The 18450-nt window shown below is 70.6% G+C and carries 14 protein-coding genes; 3 read left to right on the top strand and 11 right to left on the bottom strand.

Features of this window, described 5'->3' with window-relative positions; translation table 11 throughout:
- Nucleotides 1-43: 43 nt before the first annotated feature.
- The 5 genes from AOP72_RS07640 to AOP72_RS07660 are packed head-to-tail and all read right to left on the bottom strand — an operon-like array spanning nt 44 to nt 3638.
- Nucleotides 44-712 carry a DUF1295 domain-containing protein gene (locus AOP72_RS07640; protein WP_062134573.1) on the bottom strand — a complete coding sequence of 223 codons (669 nt, stop codon included), beginning with the start codon at nt 710-712 and terminating at the stop codon, nt 44-46.
- Between the two features lie 8 nt (nt 713-720).
- On the bottom strand, nt 721-1326 hold the full coding sequence (locus AOP72_RS13900; RefSeq protein WP_062134575.1) for a TetR/AcrR family transcriptional regulator: 606 nt from the start codon (nt 1324-1326) through the stop codon (nt 721-723).
- Between the two features lie 40 nt (nt 1327-1366).
- Nucleotides 1367-1951 carry a hypothetical protein gene (locus AOP72_RS07650; RefSeq protein ID WP_062134582.1) on the bottom strand — a complete coding sequence of 195 codons (585 nt, stop codon included), beginning with the start codon at nt 1949-1951 and terminating at the stop codon, nt 1367-1369.
- A complete protein-coding gene (hisB, locus tag AOP72_RS07655; protein ID WP_062134585.1) occupies nt 1948-2547 on the bottom strand; it encodes an imidazoleglycerol-phosphate dehydratase HisB in 600 nt (199 codons plus the stop codon). The genes AOP72_RS07650 and hisB overlap by 4 nt, the downstream gene beginning before the upstream one ends.
- Nucleotides 2544-3638 carry a histidinol-phosphate transaminase gene (locus AOP72_RS07660; protein WP_062134589.1) on the bottom strand — a complete coding sequence of 365 codons (1095 nt, stop codon included), beginning with the start codon at nt 3636-3638 and terminating at the stop codon, nt 2544-2546. Before AOP72_RS07660 ends, hisB begins: the two co-directional genes overlap by 4 nt.
- A 134-nt stretch (nt 3639-3772) precedes the next feature.
- On the opposite strand from AOP72_RS07660, the gene AOP72_RS07665 reads away from it, so the two are divergent.
- Complete coding sequence (locus AOP72_RS07665) at nt 3773-6019, top strand: RecQ family ATP-dependent DNA helicase (RefSeq protein WP_062134592.1); 2247 nt, start codon at nt 3773-3775, stop codon at nt 6017-6019.
- Between the two features lie 48 nt (nt 6020-6067).
- Here the strand turns inward: AOP72_RS07665 and hisD are convergent, their stop codons facing one another.
- The 3 genes from hisD to AOP72_RS07680 are packed head-to-tail and all read right to left on the bottom strand — an operon-like array spanning nt 6068 to nt 8704.
- On the bottom strand, nt 6068-7372 hold the full coding sequence (gene hisD, locus AOP72_RS07670; protein WP_062137006.1) for a histidinol dehydrogenase: 1305 nt from the start codon (nt 7370-7372) through the stop codon (nt 6068-6070).
- A gap of 35 nt (nt 7373-7407) precedes the next feature.
- Nucleotides 7408-8268, bottom strand: coding sequence for an SDR family oxidoreductase (locus AOP72_RS07675; protein ID WP_062134595.1), 861 nt, complete (start codon nt 8266-8268; stop codon nt 7408-7410).
- Nucleotides 8269-8317: 49 nt separating this feature from the next.
- Nucleotides 8318-8704 (bottom strand): DUF4260 family protein, encoded by a 387-nt coding sequence (locus tag AOP72_RS07680; protein ID WP_062134599.1) that lies wholly within the window; start codon nt 8702-8704, stop codon nt 8318-8320.
- Between the two features lie 138 nt (nt 8705-8842).
- Here AOP72_RS07680 and AOP72_RS07685 point away from each other — a divergent pair, with 138 nt between their 5' ends.
- Nucleotides 8843-9712, top strand: coding sequence for an SDR family oxidoreductase (locus AOP72_RS07685; RefSeq protein ID WP_062134601.1), 870 nt, complete (start codon nt 8843-8845; stop codon nt 9710-9712).
- Here AOP72_RS07685 and dnaE read toward each other — a convergent pair.
- The 3 genes from dnaE to AOP72_RS07700 form a co-directional block, all read right to left on the bottom strand.
- Nucleotides 9699-13262: a DNA polymerase III subunit alpha gene (dnaE, locus tag AOP72_RS07690; RefSeq protein WP_062134604.1), complete on the bottom strand. Its 3564-nt coding sequence runs from the start codon at nt 13260-13262 to the stop codon at nt 9699-9701. The genes AOP72_RS07685 and dnaE overlap by 14 nt on opposite strands.
- A gap of 63 nt (nt 13263-13325) precedes the next feature.
- The gene (locus tag AOP72_RS07695) at nt 13326-13604 is read right to left on the bottom strand and encodes a hypothetical protein (RefSeq protein WP_152650297.1); all 279 of its coding nucleotides are present in this window, start codon (nt 13602-13604) and stop codon (nt 13326-13328) included.
- On the bottom strand, nt 13564-13920 hold the full coding sequence (locus tag AOP72_RS07700) for a hypothetical protein (protein WP_062134609.1): 357 nt from the start codon (nt 13918-13920) through the stop codon (nt 13564-13566). The genes AOP72_RS07695 and AOP72_RS07700 overlap by 41 nt, the downstream gene beginning before the upstream one ends.
- A 183-nt stretch (nt 13921-14103) precedes the next feature.
- Here AOP72_RS07700 and hrpA point away from each other — a divergent pair, with 183 nt between their 5' ends.
- Complete coding sequence (gene hrpA / locus AOP72_RS07705; RefSeq protein WP_084631511.1) at nt 14104-18444, top strand: ATP-dependent RNA helicase HrpA; 4341 nt, start codon at nt 14104-14106, stop codon at nt 18442-18444.
- Nucleotides 18445-18450: the final 6 nt, after the last annotated feature.

Here is an 18450-nt window from a genome sequence, read left to right on the forward strand (position 1 = left end):
GAAGACGGCCGATGCGCCCGCGGCATGCCGCGTGCACCGTGGGTCAGTAGACGAACGGCACGAACTTCTTCACGCGCGCGGAGTAGTCGCGGAACTGCTCGCCGTAGTGGTCCGCGAGATGCTGATCGAGGCGGGGGATGTGATAGCCCACGAACATCGCCGTCATCACCGCGGGGAAGATCGCCGCCCACCACGTGCCGGCGATCATCGCGAACCCCGTGAAGAGCAGGGAGTCACCGAAGAAGTTGATGTGCATCGAGTACCCGAACAGGCCCTTGTCGTAGATGCGCCCCTGATGAGCGGGATCGCGCTTCCACACGAGGCGCATCGCCTCGGACGCCGTGTTGAGGTACGAGCCCACCGCGTACAGCACCGCACCCGCCACGGCCACCCAGCCGAGGGGACCGGCGACGTTCCCGCCGAGCATCACGAGCCCCACCTGCAGCATCGCGACCCACGGCCCCACGAACAGGGCCTCCTCCCACGGGAAGGGGCGCTTGAGCAGGACGAACTGCGTGATCGTGAAACGCACGAGGTAGACGACGGACGCGCCGCCCAGCAGCCAGAGCCGGACGGGCGTGGCGTCGGGAGCGAAGGCGCTGCCCCACGGCTCGAACGCTCCCGCCAGGAAGGCGAGGCCGAACGCGACGGCGACGGCGTGGAGGGCCAACGCGGTGAGCTTGGGGGCGCGTGGGTGACGAGCGGTGGTCATGTCTCTCCTTAGGGTGTACGGCCGTAGCCGCGAGCGATGAGGTGCGCGACTTCGCGCGCCCACACGTCAGTGCCGGGTCGGGTGAGCGGCGTGGTTCCCATGACGTGGCCAATGGGCCGGTGCAAGGTCAGCGCCGCCAGGTCGAGCGCGGCGATCACCGCAGCCCGCACGGCCGGGTCGGGACCGCGGTCCACGAGACCCGCCTCGGCCACCGCCTCGAACGCCCGCCGGCTCGCATCCATGATCTGCGCAAGAAGCCGCTGCGCGCCGTCCGACGCGTCTCCCACGCACCAGGACAGATACCCCGGGATGGGCGAGCCGGGGGGCAGATGGGCCTCCATCGCCACCGCGAGGGCGCTCGCCTGGTTGCCGTCGACCCCGAGCTCGGGGTTGCTCTCGATCTCGGCGAGCAGGCGGTCGATGGTCGCCGCGACCTCCGCGTCGACGGCCTCCCTCAGGCCCTGCTTGGACCCGAAGTGGCGGATGATGAGTGCAGGTGACACGCCAGCGTGCTCGGCGATGTCCCGCACGCTCGCCGTGGGCCCCAGGGGCCCACTGAAGAGCGACAGTGCGGCATCGCGGATGCGAGCGGGGGTGTCTGAGGAGGAGGCCACTCCTCAAGTGTAAACGATCGTTTACACCCGGAGCGCCACGTCAGGAGCCGCCGGGGTCCGGGTTCGAATCGCGCGCGTTCTGTTCTCGCGCCTTCAGTTGACGCTTGGCGTCCTTGGCGGCGCGACGCAGCTCGCGGAACGCCTTCATGCGCGACATTCGCGCGTGGAAGACCTTGCCCGGGTGCGTGAGGGCGATCTCATCGATGGTCTGGGTACCGGTCATCAGGGTGGTGATGACTCCCGGCGCCTCGTCGAGCGCGAGCCCTGGCGGCAACGTGTCGCCCTTCACGCCTTCGAACCAACGGCGCACCGTGATCTGGCCCGCACGGCGCTCCATCGCCAGAATCGGCTGCGTCTTGACGAACGCGCTCACCACTTCGCCTGCGGTGTCGACGGCGCCCGCGCTGGTGTCGTCCAGCACCGCGAAGGCACCGGCCGAGGTCTCGATGGTCTGGCCCCGCACGCCGTTGAGCGCGCACACCGCAGCGAGCACCCGGCCGTTCTGGATGGGAGTGAACAGCGCGACCGTGTCCCTCTCGACGTGAGGACCGGTCTCCCCCATCGGCTTCGCGTCGGCGAGGCTCGAGAGATCGTCGGGGACGTCGACGTCTCCGTCGTCCGTCACAGCGCGCCCTTGGTCGAAGGAATGCCCTTCACCCGCGCATCGGCCGTCACCGCAGCGCGCAGCGCACGCGCCAGCGCCTTGAATTGCGCCTCGACGATGTGGTGCGGATCGCGGCCGGCGAGCACGCGCATGTGCACGCAGATGCCGGCGTGGTGCGCGATCGACTCGAGCACGTGGCCCGTCAGCGACCCCGCGAAGTTGCCGCCGATCAGGTGCGTGGCCTGACCCACTGGCTCACCGATGTGCACGCAGTAGGGGCGCCCCGAGACGTCGACCACGCACTGCGCGAGGGCCTCGTCGAGCGGCACCATCGCGTCGCCGAACCGCGAGATGCCGGCCTTGTCGCCCAGCGCCTCCTTGAGCGCCTCGCCAATGCAGATCGCGACATCCTCGACCGTGTGGTGGCTGTCGATGTGCACGTCGCCCGTCGCCTTCACGGTGAGGTCCATCAGCGAGTGCTTGCCCAGCGCGGTCAGCATGTGGTCGTAGAACGGCACGCCCGTGTCGATGTCGGTAGTGCCCGAGCCATCCAGGTCGAGTTCCACGAGCACCTGCGACTCGCTCGTCGCGCGCTCGATGCGTCCGGTGCGGCTCATGCGGTGACCTCCAGTAGCGCGCTGCGGAACAGCGCCATCTCCTGCGGAGTGCCGATCGACACCCGCAGCCATCCCTCGGGGCCCGTGACGCGGATCAGCACCCCGCGCTCCAGCAGCCCCTCGAACACTCGTTCCCGATCCTCGAACGGGCCGAAGAGCGCGAAGTTCGCGTCCGTCTCCGCCACCGTATATCCCTGATCGGTGAGCCACGCGACGGTGTCGTCGCGCTCGGCCCGGATCTCGTCCACCTGCGCCTGCAGTTCGCGATGGTGCGCGAGGGCGGCACGGGCCGTCGCCTGCGTGACGGCGCTCAGGTGGTACGGCAGCCGCACCACGCGCAGGGCGTCGATCACGGGCTCGTGGGCCACCAGATACCCCAGGCGACCACCCGCGAGCGCGAAGGCCTTGGACATGGTGCGGCTCACCGCGAGGTTCTGGTGCTCCGGGATGATCGTGGCGGCGCTCGGCACGCCCGCGCGACGGAACTCGGCGTAGGCCTCGTCGATCACCACCACGCAGCCACCCTCGACGCCATCCGCCGCGGCCATCAGACCGTGCACGTCGTCGAGGCTCAGCGCCGTGCCCGTCGGGTTGTTGGGGCTCGCGACCAGCACGAGGCTGGGCTCGATCTCGCGGATCGCCGCCTGGGCGGCATCGATGTCCAGCGTGAAGTCATCGCGGCGCGGCAGCGTCACGTAGTCCGTGACCGTGTCACGCGCGTACTCCGGGTACATCGAGTACGTGGGAGCGAAGCTCAGCACGCGCCGACCGGGCCCGCCGAAGGCCTGGTGCAGGTGCAGCATCACCTCGTTCGAGCCGTTCGCGGCCCAGATGTTGCGCACCTCCACGAAGTCGACGTTGCTCTCGACCTCCAGGTAGTGGGCGAGATCGGCACGCAGCGCAGTGAAGTCGCGGTCCGGGTACCGGTTGAGTCCCTCGGCGGCCTTCCGGACGGCCTGGGCGATCGCGTCGACGACGCTGGGCGGGGGCGCGTACGGATTCTCGTTGACGTTGAGGCGCGCAGTCACGTCGAGCTGAGGGGCTCCGTATGGCTCCAGCCCGATCAGTTCGGGGCGCAGGGGCAGAGTCATGGCAGGAAGTCTAGTGGCCGGGCGATCCCCTCCCGGATAGCACTCCTGCCCACTGCTGCACTCACCCTGCGCCCTGGATCGCCCTCGAGATCCCCCGGGACCGAGATGTCGGCCCGCGCACCTACGGTGGGGGCATGTCTCCTGACCCCACGACCGTGCCCGTTGCCGAGACCGACCCCGCCCACGCATCGGCCGAACTGAGGGCGGAGGGTGAGGCCGCGCTGCGAGCGCTCGTGGGCCGGGACGACGTCGCCCTGCGCGACGACCAGTGGCGTGCGATCGAGGCGCTGGTGGCGCGGCACGCGCGGGCGCTCGTCGTGCAGCGCACGGGCTGGGGCAAGTCCGCGGTGTACTTCGTGGCGACCATGCTGCTGCGAGCGCGTGGGGCAGGGCCGACCATCATCGTGTCGCCGCTGCTGGCGCTCATGCGCGACCAGATCCAGGCGGCGTCGCGAGCGGGAATCCGTGCCGCCACGGTGAACTCCGCGAATGTGACGGAGTGGGACCAGGTGCATGCGTCGATCGCTGCCGGAGAGATCGACGTGCTGCTGTGCTCGCCCGAGCGGCTCAACAACCCGCAGTTCCGCGACGAGGTGCTGCCCCGTCTCGCGGCGGATGCGGGGCTCGTCGTGATCGATGAGGCGCATTGCATCTCGGACTGGGGTCACGACTTCCGGCCCGACTACCGGCGAATCCGCACGCTGCTGTCAGAGCTGCCGGACGGCATCCCCGTGCTCGCGACCACGGCCACCGCGAACTCGCGCGTCACCGCAGACGTGGCGGAGCAGCTGGGCGTGCGCCGGGCCGATGTCGAGCCAGGCGGCCTGGATCGGCACGACGACGTGCTGGTGCTGCGCGGCGCGCTGGACCGCGAATCGCTGCACCTGGGCGTGGTGCAGCTGCCGGACCCCGCGGCGCGCGTGGCGTGGCTCGCCTCGGCCCTGAGCGAGATCGATGGCTCGGGAATCGTCTACTGCTTGACCGTCTCCGCGGCCGAGGAGGTCGCGTCTCAGCTGAGGTCCGCCGGGCACACGGTGGGCGCCTACACCGGGCGCACCGACCCGGCCGAGCGCGAGCAGCTCGAGGAGGATCTCAAGGCCAACCGCGTCAAGGCGCTGGTCGCGACGTCGGCTCTGGGGATGGGCTTCGACAAGCCCGACCTCGCCTTCGTGATCCACCTGGGCGCACCGTCGTCCCCCATCGCGTACTACCAGCAGGTGGGGCGCGCTGGCCGTGGCGTCGCGCGAGCACTGGTGGTACTGCTGCCCGGGGCCGAGGACCGCGCCATCTGGGAGTGGTTCGGCTCGCAGGCGTTCCCGCCCGAGGACCAGGTGCGGGCGGCCCTGGGCGCGCTGGGCACTGCGCAGGCGACCTCCGTGGCAGCACTCGAGACCCAGGTCGACCTGAGGCGGGGCCGGCTGGAGTCGATGCTGAAGGTGCTGGACGTCGACGGAGCGGTGCGCCGAGTCAAAGGCGGATGGATGGCCACCGGCGAGCCCTGGGCGTACGACGCCGAGAGGTATGCGCGGGTGGCGCAGACCCGTGCCGCAGAGCAGGGCACCATGCTCGAATACGAGCGGCTCGACACGTGCCGCATGGCCTTCCTCCGGCGAGTGCTCGACGACCCGGACCTGACCGAGGGCTGGCGCTGCGGGCGCTGCGACGTGTGCGGAGGGGTGGACCTTCCCTCAGTGCCGGACGGCTCGGCCGTGGAGGCGGCGCGCGACGGCATGGATCGCGTGGGCGTGGAGATCGTGCCGCGCCGACAGTGGCCAAGCGGCATGGACGCGCTCGGTGTGGATCTGCGCGGCCGCATCCCCGCAGAGGAGCAGGCCCGTGCCGGCCGGGCGATCGCCCGGCTCGACGGGCTGGGATGGTCCGGCGCGCTGCGGGACCTGTTCGAGTCGCGCGACGAATCGGGCGCGCCGATCGACGGCGAGACGCCGCCGCCGCTGCGAGAGGCTGCCGTGCGCGCTCTCGAGGACTGGAACGAGCTCTGGGGCGGGGTCAAGGGGCCGTCACCGTCGCTCGCGGTGCATGGCGTCGTGTCGGTGCGCTCGGCGACCCGGCCGCAGCTGATGGACCACCTCGGACCGGGCCTCGCGCGATTCCTGAAGGTGCCGTTCGTCGGCACGCTGGGGCCCGTGTCCTCGCGGCCCGAGCCGGACAGGCACGACGTCAACTCGGCGCAACGGCTGGCGTCGGTGTCGCGCCGCCTCGGACTTGAACTGGACGAGGCTGCGCTCGAAGGACTGCGCGGGCGCTCGGTCCTGCTGGTGGATGACTACACCGACTCGGGGTGGACGCTCACCGTCGCGTCGCGGCTGCTGCTGCGCGCGGGCGCCGCGGCGGTGTCTCCGTTCGTGCTCGGGGTTCGGTGACGCAGCGGGTGCACTGAGCGCGCCGCTGCTCGTGCCGGCAGCGGCCCGCTACCGCTCGAAGCGGGCGCGGATCGCCTCGCCGTGAGCCGGCAGGTCCTCGGCCTCCGCGAGCGCGACTGCGCTGTCCTCCACCGCTGCGAGCGCATCGGCCGTGTAGTGGATGGTCGAGACCGCCTTGAGGAAGCTCGCGGTATTGAGGCCACTCGCGAAGCGCGCGGTGCCGCCGGTGGGCAGCACGTGGTTCGAGCCCGCGATGTAGTCGCCCAGCGACACGGGGCTGTGAGGGCCGACGAAGATCGCTCCGGCGTTGCGGATGCGAGCCGCCACCGCGGCGGCGGCTCGCGTGTGGATCTCCAGGTGCTCGGCTCCATAGGCGTCCGCGGCCTGCACGGACTGGTCGATGCCGGAGGTGAGGATGATCGCGCTCTGGCGACCCGTCAGGGCCTCCTTGGCCCGCGCCAGGTGCTTGGTCGCATCGGCCCGGCGCTGCAGCGCCGTCTCGACGCGCTCGGCGAGCTCCTCTGAGTCGGTGATGAGCACGGAGCCGGCCATCGGGTCGTGCTCGGCCTGGCTGAGGAGGTCGGAGGCCACGAAGTCGGGGTCCGCGGTGTCGTCGGCGATGATCGCGATCTCCGTGGGTCCGGCTTCGGAGTCGATGCCGACCACGCCGTTCACCGCACGCTTGGCGGCCGCGACGTAGACGTTCCCCGGCCCTGTAATGACGTCCACCGGGTCGCACAGGCCGTCGACGCCGTACGCGAGCATGCCGATCGCCTGCGCACCGCCCACGGCGTAGACCTCGTCCACGCCCAGCAGCGCGCACGCGGCCAGAATCGTGGGGTGCGGCTCGCCGCCGAACTCCTTCTGGGGTGGCGTGGTGACCGCGATCGACTGGACCCCCGCGGCCTGAGCGGCGACGACGTTCATCACGACGGAGCTGGGGTACACGGCGAGGCCGCCAGGGACGTACAGCCCCACGCGGCCCACCGGGATCCAGCGCTGCGACACCGTGGCACCGGAAGCGACCTCGACCGACACCGGCGGCGGCACGGTCGCCTCGTGGAAGGTTCGCACGCGCGTGATCGCCTCGCGGAGCGCGTCGAGCACGGCGGCATCCTGAGTCGCGACCGCGGCCTCGATGCGCTCGGGAGGAACGCGCAGGAACTCGGGGTCCACGCCATCGAAGCGCTCGCCGAGCTCTCGAATCGCGTCGAGACCGCGCTCGCGGACTGCGTTAAGGATCGGCTCCACGACCGCGCGGGCGTCCGCGACGTTGACGTCGGCTCGAGGAACGATCGCGAGCAGCTCGCGGGCGGACAGGTCGCGGTCACGCAGGTCGATTCGGCTCAGCACGCGCACCAGCCTATCCCCGCCGGGCGCCCGTGGTGCTAGGCCATCGCCGCACGCAGCCCGTCCTCGAGCGAGGTCGTGGCGCGGCCCGCCAATCGCTCGAGGTCGTCCCCGGCAGTGTCCAACTCCCCCGCGCGCACGGCCTGGTCGATGGCGACGGTCAGCTCCGCCACGGGCTGCGGCACCCCCGCGCCCAGCAGCGCCTCGAGATGAGAGACCTCATCCACCTGGCGCACATGCACCTGCCTGGCCCCGATGCGCCCGATCACCTCGGCGAGATCATGCATGGTCCAGCCCGCCCCGCCGGCAAGCTCGTATCGCTGGCCCTCGTGGCCGGGAGTGGTGAGCACGGTGGCCGCGGCGGCGGCGAAGTCCCGGCGCGCGGCAGACGCGGTGCGTCCCTCCCCCGCGCTCGTCAGCAGTTCTCCGGACGACAGCACCTGGCGAGCCTGGGCCGCGTAGTTCTCGGTGTAGAAGCCGTTCCGGAGCATCACGAACGGGACGCCGCTCGCCTCGAGGTACCGCTCGGTCCCCACGTGCTCCTCGAGCAGCGGGTTGAGCGTCGCCTCGCCCGCGCGCAGCACGGATGTGTAGGCGATCAGGTTCACCCCCGCGTCCCGCGCGGCGTCGATCGCGTTGGCGTGCTGCACGACGCGGCGTCCCAGTTCGGAACCGGAGATCACCAGCACCCTGCTCACTCCTTCCAGCGCAGCGAGGAGGCTCGGAGGGTTGTCGTAGTTGCCCTGACGCACGGTGACGCCCTGGGCGGCCATCCGCTCGGCCCTCCCCAGGTCGCGGACGACCGCGATGAGCTGGCTGGGCCGCACTCCGTGCGCGAGCAGCTCGTCGATGACGAGGGGTCCGAGGCTGCCGGATGCGGCGGTGACGGCGATGGTCATGGAGATCTCCTTCGATGTCCTGCCAGGAGAAACCGTGCCGCGTGGCGCATCATTCCCCCGTCCGCGACCTGCCGATCCATCCCAGATGCGTGTGCTGGAAGGAGTCCGCGTGCTTGAGCCCGTAGCCGAGCGCCCGGTCCACGCCGACGTGGAACGCCCACGCCGCCGCCACGAGAGCCGCCACGCGCCCGCCTGGCACTCCGAAGCCCCCGCTCGCGAGCGCCCACCCCGCCATCACGCTCGGGCCTACGAGCGCGTGTCCGGCGTTGTAGGTCGCGGCGCCGATGCGGGTGCCTGCCACGTATCCGAGCGCGCTGAGGTCGAATACGAGGAACAGCGCCAGCGGCCACCACCAGCCATCGAGCATCGCGGCGGCCGCGAGCGCCGCGAGGGCGAGGGCTGCTCCCTCGAGGCGTTGCCAGGTGACGGGGGTCATGAGATGACGCTAACGCGTGCGCTGGTAGGTTGGCGGGCATGAAGACCCTGTGACTCGTGATCGCGGCGAGAACCGCGACCTCGCCCGGGCCGCCCTTGCGCCGGGCATCCACTCGTCACGACGACCCCAGGACTTCACATGACTCACGTACGTCCCCTCGCCGGCCAGACCGCTCTGGTAACCGGCGTCTCTCGCCGCCAGGGCATCGGCTTCGCCGTCGCCACGCACCTGCTCGACCTCGGCGCCAGCGTGTATGTCCAGCACTACCGCCCGAACGACGTCGCCCAGCCCTGGGGCGGTGACGACATCGATGCGGTGCTCGCGGCCCTCGACGGCGCACGCACGGACGGCGCCCGGCTGGGGAGCACGCACGCCGACCTGCGCGAGGCCGATGCGCCGGCCCGGCTGGTGCGCGACGCCGCCTCCCTCACGGGACGGCTCGACATCCTGGTGTGCAACCACGCCAAGAGCGGCGACGACGGCGCGATCCTCGACATGACCGCGGAGCGGCTGAGCGCGATGTGGGAGACGAACTCGCGCGCGACCATCCTGCTCACGAAGGAGTTCGCGGCACTCCATCGCACCCCGGGCGAGGCCGCAGCTCGACCCGGCGACCGCGCCACCGACCGCGAGCCCTTCGCAGCGCCGGTGGGTCGCGTGTTCTGGATGACGTCCGGCCAGGGCGACGGGCCGATGCGCGGGGAGGTCGCGTACGCAGCGTCCAAGGCGGCGCTGTCCGGCATCACCGCAACCGTCGCGGCCGAGCTGCTCGATCTCGGGATCATCCTCAACACCATCAACCCCGGGCCGGTGAACACCGGCTACCTGGACCCGGACGGCACGGACCGCGACCTCACGGAGATCGACGAGTGGCGACGTCGCACACCGTTCGGGCGGTTCGGCGAACCGGCCGACCCTGCCCGCCTGATCGCCTGGCTCGCGACAGCCGACGGCGCGTGGGTGGTCGGTCAGGTCATCAAGACCGACGGCGGGCTCAGCCTGTACTGACGGTGGCCGGAGCCGGAGCGAGGCAGCTCGGACCGAACGCGGCCTTGAGATCTCCGAACAGCGCGCTGGATCGGTCCACGCGGAACTCGTCGCCCAGCCGCATCGTGATCGACTCGCCGCTGCCGGTGAGCACCATCCGCACCTCGACGGAGCCGGGGTGCGAGCGCAGGATGGCCTTGATCTCCTCGACCATGGCCGGGTTCACCCGGGTGGCGGGCAGCGTGATCGAGACGGGAGAGTTGTCGACCACGGTGAGGTTGGGCACGCGCAGCTCGACGGCGCTGAACTGCAGCCCACCGTCGCCTCGCTCCCGGGCGCGCGCCTTGATGGTGAGCACCGCATCGTCCGCGAGATCGCGAGCGTAGGTCTCGTAGGTGCGCCCAAAGAACGAGATCTCCGTCTCGGCCGTGAGGTCCTCGAGGGTGACGATCGCGTAGGCGTTGCCTGACTTCGCGACGCGGCGGTCGACTCGCGTGACCAGGCCCGCGAACACCACCTGCTGCCCGTCGCCCACGCCGTTCGCAGGGGTCGCCGCGAGGATCTGGTGCGTGGCCTCGGAACGGATGATGTGGTCGAGCCCCGCCAGCGGATGGTCGGAGACGTAGAGCCCCAGCATGTCTCGCTCGAGGTTGAGCAGCGTCTTCTTGTCCCACTCCTCGAGAGCGGGAACGAGCACTGTCACTCCCCCGCCCAGCTCGGCATCCCCGCCGAACAGGTCGAACTGGCCCGTCGCCTCTTGGCGCTTGACTCCCACCACCGAGTCGATGGCCTGCTCGTGGACCGCGTTGAGCGAGCGGCGCGTGTACCCCAGGGAGTCGAACGCGCCGGCCTTGATGAGCGAGTCGATGGTGCGCTTGTTGCACACGGTCGCGGGCACCTTGTCGAGGAAGTCCTGGAAGGTCTCGAAGGCCCCCTTGGCCTCCCGCGCCTTGATGATCTCCGCCACCACGTTGGAGCCCACGTTGCGCACCGCCGTGAGACCGAACCGCACGTCGGTTCCCACGGCGGAGAAGTACGCGATGGACTCGTTGACATCCGGCGGCAGCACAGTGATGCCCATGCGGCGGCACTCGCCCAGGTACATCGCGGACTTGTCCTTGTCGGTGCCCACCGAGGTGAGCAGCGCCGCCATGAACTCGGTCGGGTAATGGGCCTTCAGGTAGGCGGTCCAGAACGACAGCACGCCGTACGCGGCCGTGTGGGCCTTATTGAAGGCGTAGTCGGCGAACGGGACCATCGTGTCCCAGAGCTTCTTGATGGCCTCTTCGGAGAACCCGTTCTTGCGCATGCCCGCGCTGAACGGCTCGAACTCCTTGGCCAGAACCTCGGGCTTCTTCTTGCCCATCGCGCGACGCAGCAGGTCGGCGGCGCCCAGCGTGTAGCCCGCGACGATCTGCGCGATCTTCTGGACCTGCTCCTGGTAGACGATCAGGCCGTGGGTGACCTCGAGGACCTCCTTGAGGGGCGCCTCGAGCTCCGGGTGGATGTAGTCCACCGCCTGCCGGCCGTTCTTGCGCTCGGCGTAGTTGGTGTGCGAGTTCACGCCCATCGGGCCCGGCCGGTACAGCGCGAGCACGGCGGAGATGTCCTCGAAGGTGTCGGGGCGCATCTGCCGGAGAAGCTGTCGCATGGCCACGCCGTCGAGCTGGAACACGCCCAGGGTGTCGCCCCGGCCCAGCAGCTCGAACGTCTCCTCGTCCGCGAGTTCGAGGTCCTCGAGCACCAACGGCTCCTTGCCGTTGTGCTCGATGTTGTAGAGCGCGTCGTCCAGGATCGTGAGGTTGCGCAGCCCCAGGAAGTCCATCTTGACCAGCCCCAGCTCTTCGCACGTGGGGTAGTCGAACTGGGTGATGACGGCGCCGTCCTGCTCGCGGCGCATGATGGGGATGATGTCGATGAGCGGGTCGCTCGACATGATCACGCCGGCCGCGTGCACTCCCCACTGGCGCTTGAGGCCCTCCAGGCCCTGCGCGAGCTCGAGCACCTGCTGGGCCTCGGGGTCCGCCTCCAGAATGGCCCGGAGGTCGCCGCCTTCGTTGTAGCGCGGGTGCTTGGTGTCGAACAGCCCGGACAGCGGCATGTCGCGGCCCTGCTGCGGCTCGGGGTACGCCTTGGTGAGCTGCTCGCCCAGGCTGAAGGGCTTGCCGAGCACGCGCGAGGCGTCCTTGAGCGCCTGCTTGGCCTTGATGGTGCCGTAGGTCGCGATCATCGCGACCTTGTCCTCGCCGTACTTGTCGGAGACGTAGCGGATCACCTCGCCGCGCCTGCGCTCGTCGAAGTCGATGTCGAAGTCGGGCTTGGACTCGCGCTCCGGGTTGAGGAATCGCTCGAAGTACAGCTGATGCACCAGCGGGTCGATGTCCGTGATGCGCATCGCGTACGCGGCCATCGAGCCGGCGCCCGAGCCTCGCCCGGGGCCCACCCGGATGCCCTGCTCCTTGGCCCACTTGATGAAGTCGGCGACCACCAGGAAGTACCCGGGGTAGCCCTTGTCGGTGATGACCTCGATCTCGGTGTTGGCGCGCTCCTGAACCTCGGTCGGCACCGCCTCGCCGAACCGCTCCACGAGCCCGCGCTGGACCTCCTTGACGAACCAGGAGTTCTCGTCCTCGCCGGCGGGCACGTCGTAGACCGGCATGTAGTCGGCCTTGGTGTTGAACTCGACCTCGCACCGCTCGGCGATCGCGACCGTCGAGTCGCACGCCTCGGGCAGCTCGTGCCACAGCTGGCGCATCTCGGCGGAGCTCTTGAGGTAGTACCCGTCGCCGCTGAATGCGAACCGCTTGCCACCCTGGTCGGAGGTGGGCTCGTTGAGGTTGGACCCCGACTGGACGCACAGCAGCGCCTCGTGAGCAGTCGAGTCCTCCTTCTTGACGTAGTGCGAGTCGTTGGTCGCGACCAGCGGTGCGCCGATCTGGTGCGCGAGCCGCAGCAGGTCCTCGCGCACGCGCTTCTCGAGCGAGAGGTTGTGGTCCATGAGCTCGACGTAGAAGTTCTCGGCGCCGAAGATGTCCTGGAACTCTCCTGCCGCCCGCAGCGCCTCGTCGTACTGGCCGAGCCGCAGCCGCGTCTGCACCTCTCCGGATGGGCACCCGGTGGTGGCGATGATGCCCTTGCCGTACCGCTGCAGCAGGTCGCGGTCCATCCGGGGCTTGTGGAAGTTGCCTTCGAGCGAGGCGTAGGACGACATCCGGAACAGGTTGTGCATGCCCTCGGTGTTCTGCGCCCACATCGTCATGTGGGTGTAGGCGCCGCCCGCCGAGACGTCGTCAGACTCCTGGCCGCGCTCGCCCCACTTCACTCGCGAGCGGTCCTGCCGGGCCGTGCCCGGGGTCAGGTATGCCTCGACGCCGATGATGGGCTTGACCCCGTGCGCCTTGCCCTTGGCCCAGAAGTCGTAGGCCCCGAAGATGTACCCGTGGTCCGTGGTGGCGATGGCCGTCTGGCCCAGTTCCTTGGCGTGCGAGAAGAGGTCATCCAGCCGCGCCGCGCCGTCCAGCATCGAGTATTCGGTGTGCACATGGAGGTGAACAAAATCGCTGCCGGGCATGGCCTCGATTGTAGGCCGCGCAAGTGACACCCGAGGTCGGCCACACCGCGACCGTGGCCAGGCTCAGCCGTCCGCGCGGAGGTACGGGTAGGGCGTGAGCTTCTGGGTGATGTACAGGCGGTCCTGATCCGAGTGGTCCGGTACGCCGTCGGGGAACCAGCCGTCGAACTCGGGCGCCGCGAAGAACGTGACCGGATCGTCGATGTCGGGGTCACCGGATGCTGCGCCTGCCGGGCAGTACGTGAACGCGGCACCGCTCGCCGACGGGTATACGTCGACGGTCGCGGCCCCAGCACTCGCCCTAGTTGGGGGCGTGGTCGTAGGCCGCATCGGTGAACTCACGCGGGTCGCCATCCTCGGCCGGCGTGTCCCGCGGGTACACGTATTCGTCGGCCGGGGACCCGTCCCACGCGACGGAGGGCAGCGACACCGCGACGCACGCGGTCAAGCCCGATTCCGGCACGGGGCACCAGGTGCCATCCACGTCGCCGAACTCCGGATCGGCCCCGGCCGCGGGGGTCGGCGAGGGCTCGGCGCTGGTGGTCTCGGGGTCCGTGCCCGTGGCGCACCCGGACATCAGTACTGCAGCCACCATCGCCGTCATCACGACCGCCCCACCAGGTCGCCTCACCATGTGCTCGCCTCCGTCAGCGCTCATACCGCACCCTCGTGGCGCGACGGTTCCGCGGAAAAGTACCGCAGCACCCTCCGCCTGGCAAGAACTCGGCGATGCCGCGAGACCACGGCCGATGCGCGGGCGGGCTCGGCGTGTCGGGTCCAGATTGGCTCGAACTGTCGGGTGGGGAGGCGCAGGCACGAGCACCCCCGCAGCCTTGGGACAATGGCTCATGTGAGCGACCCGTCCCCCCGTCCCGAGCGATCCCGCGCGCGCCGCGGCGACCGCCGGCCCGGGCGACGCGGGGGCGGCCACCGCGACCCGCATCGGCCGGTGAGCCGAGGCGCGCTCGAGGCGGCCGCTCGCGCCCGCGAGGCCGTGGACCTCCCACCGATCGAGTATCCCGAGCAGCTGCCCGTGAGTGCGAGTCGTGAGGAGATCTCGGCGGCGATCCGCGACCACCAGGTGGTGATCGTCGCGGGCGAGACCGGCTCGGGCAAGACCACGCAGCTGCCCAAGATCGTGCTGGATCTGGGACGCGGCCGGGCCGGGCAGATCGGCCACACCCAGCCGCGGCGCATCGCGGCACGCACGGTGGCGGAACGCATCGCCGAGGAGCTCGGCACCACGCTCGGCGAGATCGTCGGCTACCAGGTGCGCTTCACCGACCAGTCGAGCGAGCGCACCCTGGTGAAGGTCATGACGGACGGCATCCTGCTGGCGCAGATCCAGCGCGACCCGGAGCTGCTCGCCTACGACACCCTCATCATCGACGAGGCGCATGAGCGCAGCCTCAACATCGACTTCCTGCTGGGCTATCTCACGAACCTGCTGCCGCGGCGCCCCGACCTCAAGGTCATCATCACGTCGGCGACCATCGACTCGGACCGGTTCGCGCGGCACTTCGCCCCCGGTGGTCCGGTTCCGCTCGAGACGCAGACGGCCGATGCGCACCTGGCGCCGGTGGTCGAGGTCACCGGGCGCACATACCCCGTCGAGATCCGCTACCGGCCGCTGGCAGGCGAGAAGCAGGGCGAGGAGAAGGACCAGTCCACGGGCATCGTCGACGCCTGCAACGAGCTCATGCGCGAGGGGCCGGGCGACATCCTCGTGTTCCTGTCCGGAGAGCGGGACATCCGGGACGCGGCCGATGCACTGGCGGCGGACCTGGGCCCACGCGCCCGCGATCCGCGTCACCCGCAGGCGGTCGAGCTGCTGCCGCTGTTCAGCCGCCTGAGCGCCGCCGAGCAGCACCGGGTGTTCGAGCGCCACGCGACCCGGCGCATCGTGCTGGCGACCAACGTGGCGGAGACATCGCTGACCGTTCCCGGCATCCATTACGTCGTGGATCCGGGCACCGCGCGCATCTCTCGGTACTCGAAGGCCACCAAGGTGCAGCGGCTGCCCATCGAGCCCATCTCGCAGGCGAGTGCGAACCAGCGCTCCGGGCGGGCGGGGCGACTCGCGGACGGCATCGCGATCCGGCTGTATGCGGACGACGACTTCGACGGCCGGCCAGAGTTCACCGAGCCGGAGATCCTGCGCACGTCCCTGGCCTCGGTGCTGCTGCAGATGATCTCCGTGGGCGTCGTGGAGGGCCCCGAGGGGATGGCGTCCTTCCCGTTCGTCGAGCCACCGGACACGCGGGCCATTCGGGACGGCGTCAACCTGCTCACGGAACTGGGCGCGCTGGAGCTGCGCGACGGCCGCACGCGGCTCACCGAGGTGGGCCGCACCCTGTCCCGGCTGCCGATGGACCCGCGCCAGGCACGCATGATCGTCGAGGCGCAGCGGCACGGCGTCGCGCGCGAGGTCGCGATCGTCGCCGCCGCGTTGTCGATCCAGGACCCCCGCGAGCGACCCAGCGAGGAGCGCGAGAAGGCGGATGCGCTGCACCGCAGGTTCGCGGAGCCCGCGTCCGACCTGTTGTCCTACCTCAACCTGTGGGAGTACCTGCGCGAGCAGCGCCACGAGCTCTCCGGCAGCGCGTTCCGGCGCATGTGCCGCGCGGAGCACCTGAACTTCCTGCGCGTGCGTGAATGGCAGGACGTGGTCGAACAGATCCGCCAGACCGCGAAGCCGCTCGGCATCGAGATGGCGCGCAAGGAGGCGAAGCTGTTGGCGCCGAAGGGCGACGATAGCGGCGCCGGATCCGCTGATAGCCAGTCGCATCGCTATGCATGGAACGCCGACCAGATCCACCGCTCGATCCTTGCGGGCCTGCTGTCCCAGCTCGGGATGCAGGAGACGGGAGAGCCCAAGGCCTCCCAGTTCGCGCACCTGCGCGGCGGGGCCCGCGAGGCCGCGGTCAGGCGCGCCAAGAAGCAGGCGCGCAACGACTATCTGGGAGCCCGCGGCGCACGCTTCGCGATCTTCCCTGGCTCTCCCCTGTCCAAGAAGCCTCCCGCGTTCGTGATGGCCGCGGAGCTGGTGGAGACCAGCAGGCTGTGGGCGCGGGACGTGGCGGCGATCAAGCCCGAGTGGGCCGAGGAGCTCGCGGGCGACCTGGCCAAACGCACCTACGCCGACCCGCACTGGTCCAAGAAGCGCGGCGCGGCGGTCGCGACCGAGAAGGTGCTGCTCTACGGGATGCCCATCGTGGCCGATCGTGACGTCCTGTGGGGTCGCATCCGTCCCGTCGAGGCTCGCGATCTGTTCATTCGTCACGCGCTCGTGCAGGGCGAGTGGGAGACGCACCACAGCTTCTGGAAGGACAACCAGCGGCTGCTTGCCGAGGCCGAGGAGCTCGAGGCGCGATCGCGCACCCGCGGCCTGCTGGTCGACGACGAGGCGCTGTTCGACTTCTACGACGAGCGCGTGCCGGACACCGTGGTCTCGGCCCGGCACTTCGATCGGTGGTGGAAAGACGCTCGGCGCAAGCACCCCGAACTGCTCACGCTCACGCTCGACACCGTGGCCCCTGAGCACGGCGACGTGGACACCGACGCGTTCCCGACGGTGTGGCCGCAGGGCGACCTCGCACTGCCGCTGACCTATCAGTTCGAGCCCGGGACGGACGCGGACGGCGTGACCGTGCACATCCCCATCGCCGTGCTGCCGCGCGTGACCCCTGAGGGCTTTGACTGGATGGTGCCCGGGCTCGCTGACGAGCTCGCGACCGCGACCATCCGCGCGCTGCCCAAGCCCGTGCGCCGGCTGCTGGTTCCCGCGCCCGACACCGCTCGGGACGTCGCGTCGTGGCTCGCGCGCGAGACTCCGGCGTGGGAGGACATGGCGCGCGCCGGCGACATGGCCGAGTCCTACCGCGACGCCTTCACCCGCGCCGTGCGTGACACACGCGGCATCGACGTCCCCGGCGACGCCTGGGAAGGTCTCGACGAGCGCCTGCCCTCCCACCTTCGGATCACCTTTCGCGTCGAGGACGAGGCCGGCGCGGTGGTGGACGAGTCCACCGACCTCGTGCGTCTGCAGCGCTCGTTGGCCCCGCAGTCGCAGGCCGCCGTCAGCGCGGCGATGCAACGCACCATCGTCCCGAGCAGCACCGTCCAGCGTGCGGCCGATACGACGGCGGGCGGCCGACAGGCCGGCGCCCCAGGCGGGGGCAGGGCCGACGCGGCAGGGGCGCCGTCCGCAGGCTCCCGCGGAGACGACGCAGCCGGCGCCGATACGCGCATCGGCGCTGGGCCTCCCTCGTCGCGAGCCCGCCCGAGCGCCGCGGCCCTGCCCGAGCAGACCGGCCTGACCGGCTGGCCCGACCTCCCGGGCGGCGCCCTCCCGGACGAGGTGTCGGGCGAGGTGGGCGGCGCGACGGTGCGCGGCTATCCCGCGATCATCGACGAGGGCGAGCCTGCCCTGCGAGTGCTGGCCGACGCCGCGTCACGCCAGGCCGCCCATCCCGATGGCGTGCGGCGACTGCTCCTCACCGAATGCGCGCTGCCCACCAAGCGCATCACCACCCGCTGGACGACGGCGCTGTCGCTGACACTCGCGGCGTCGCCCTACCGCAGCACCGAGGCACTCGTGGCGGCGCTCCAGGACGCCGCGGTCCGGGCGCTCACGTCGGGACCCGACGTCGACGTGGCGCTGGTGCGCGATGCGGCGTCCTACGCCGGCGCACGCGACCACGTGCGCGCCGGGCTCGAGGACGAGACCCACCGGGTCGCGGCGCTGGCCGCTGCTGCCCTCGACGCCTACCGCGACCTCGACGCGGCGCTCACGGCCGCCACCAGCATGGCCCTGCTCGCCGTGGTCACCGACATCCGAGCACAGGCCGATGCGCTCGTGGGCGACGGGTTCCTGGCGCGCACCCCGGCCGCGCGCCTGCCTCACCTGGAGCGCTACCTCAAGGCCGCGGCCCTGCGGCTGGAGAAGGCGCAGTCGGACCCTCACCGCGACGCGGCCACGATGTGGAAGGTCCGTGAGGTGGCGAACGAGGTGACGAGCGTCCAGGAGGCTCACGACGCCGGGCGACCGGACCCGGGACGTGCGGAGCGGCTCGAGCACGCGCGCTGGATGCTCGAGGAGCTGCGGGTGTCGCTGTTCGCGCAAGCGCTCGGCACGAGCGAGCCGGTGAGCGAGAAGCGCATCCGCGCACTGCTGACCTGAGGCTCC

It is taken from the genome of Demequina aestuarii (assembly GCF_000975095.1).
Classification (GTDB): Bacteria; Actinomycetota; Actinomycetes; order Actinomycetales; family Demequinaceae; genus Demequina; species Demequina aestuarii.

Coding starts and splice junctions, on each gene's coding strand:
- AOP72_RS07640 (WP_062134573.1), bottom strand. CDS start 712: ATGACCACCGCTCGTCACCCACGCGCCCCCAAGCTCACCGCGTTGGCC.
- hisB (WP_062134585.1), bottom strand. CDS start 2,547: ATGAGCCGCACCGGACGCATCGAGCGCGCGACGAGCGAGTCGCAGGTG.
- AOP72_RS07660 (WP_062134589.1), bottom strand. CDS start 3,638: ATGACTCTGCCCCTGCGCCCCGAACTGATCGGGCTGGAGCCATACGGA.
- AOP72_RS07665 (WP_062134592.1), top strand. CDS start 3,773: ATGTCTCCTGACCCCACGACCGTGCCCGTTGCCGAGACCGACCCCGCC.
- AOP72_RS07675 (WP_062134595.1), bottom strand. CDS start 8,268: ATGACCATCGCCGTCACCGCCGCATCCGGCAGCCTCGGACCCCTCGTC.
- AOP72_RS07680 (WP_062134599.1), bottom strand. CDS start 8,704: ATGACCCCCGTCACCTGGCAACGCCTCGAGGGAGCAGCCCTCGCCCTC.
- AOP72_RS07685 (WP_062134601.1), top strand. CDS start 8,843: ATGACTCACGTACGTCCCCTCGCCGGCCAGACCGCTCTGGTAACCGGC.
- dnaE (WP_062134604.1), bottom strand. CDS start 13,262: ATGCCCGGCAGCGATTTTGTTCACCTCCATGTGCACACCGAATACTCG.
- AOP72_RS07700 (WP_062134609.1), bottom strand. CDS start 13,920: ATGAGCGCTGACGGAGGCGAGCACATGGTGAGGCGACCTGGTGGGGCG.
- hrpA (WP_084631511.1), top strand. CDS start 14,104: ATGGCTCATGTGAGCGACCCGTCCCCCCGTCCCGAGCGATCCCGCGCG.